At 70.7% G+C, this 876-nt stretch carries 2 pseudogenes; one reads left to right on the forward strand and one right to left on the reverse strand.

What is annotated here, in order from left to right:
* Window positions 1–187, reverse strand: a pseudogene (locus RHBS_RS29470) (hypothetical protein); the annotation flags it as partial.
* Between RHBS_RS29470 and RHBS_RS28110 the strand changes: the two are divergent.
* A pseudogene (locus RHBS_RS28110) lies at window positions 132–876 on the forward strand (cell division protein FtsK); the annotation flags it as partial. The pseudogenes RHBS_RS29470 and RHBS_RS28110 sit on opposite strands and share 56 nt — an antisense overlap.

Genomic DNA, 876 nt, shown 5'->3' on the forward strand with positions numbered 1-876 from the left:
TCCGCGCGAGGATGCGTTCGCGCGGCAAGGCCCCCCGCCAGGGGCTCGTCGACGGCACGGCGCCTGCGGCGAAGAAGAAGTCACGCGGTGCCCTCGACGCGATCGGGCGGGGCATTGCGTCCACCTGGTCGATGGCGGCACGCGGCGTCGGTGCCACGACCCGGACGGTGAGCAGGGCCGCCGACATCGAGCACGGCCACCGCCGGGACGGCATCGCCCTCGGACTGATCGCTGTCAGTGTGGTCGTGGCCGCGAGTGTGTGGTTGAGCGCCGGGGGGACCGGTCGGCGAATGGATCGAGGTGGGCATTCGCGCCGTCATCGGCGAAGCCGGTTACGTCGCGCCCGTGCTCGGAGTCGCAATCGCCGTGGTACTGATGCGCTCCGAACCGCATCCCGAGGTACGGCCGCGACTGGTCCTCGGCTCGATCCTGCTCGGGCTGCCGATCCTCGGACTGTGGCACATGGCCGCCGGTTCACCGACCGACGCCGCCGGCCGATCCGAGGGCGCAGGCTTCGTCGGATACGTAGCGGGTGGGCCCATCGCAGACGGGCTCACGGTGTGGCTGGCCGTGCCGCTGCTGCTGCTCGCCGGCCTGTTCGGGGTACTGCTGCTCACCGGTACCACCGTGCGCGACGTACCCGATCGGATGCGTGCGCTGTTCGGCACCGACAGTCGCGGCGACGAATACGACGAGTACGACCCGGCCGACTTCGGCTCCGAGTTCGGTGACGAGGGCTACGGCGACTACGACAGCAACTTCGACGCCGACGGCTACCCGGTACACGGCGGCGCGGACCCGTACGACAACTACCCGACCGAGGAATACATCCCGGTCGCCAAGCCGCCACGCGCACGCAAGACGCCGCCGCCCGAG

This window comes from Rhodococcus sp. BS-15 (assembly GCF_000813105.1).
Classification (GTDB): domain Bacteria; phylum Actinomycetota; class Actinomycetes; order Mycobacteriales; family Mycobacteriaceae; genus Rhodococcoides.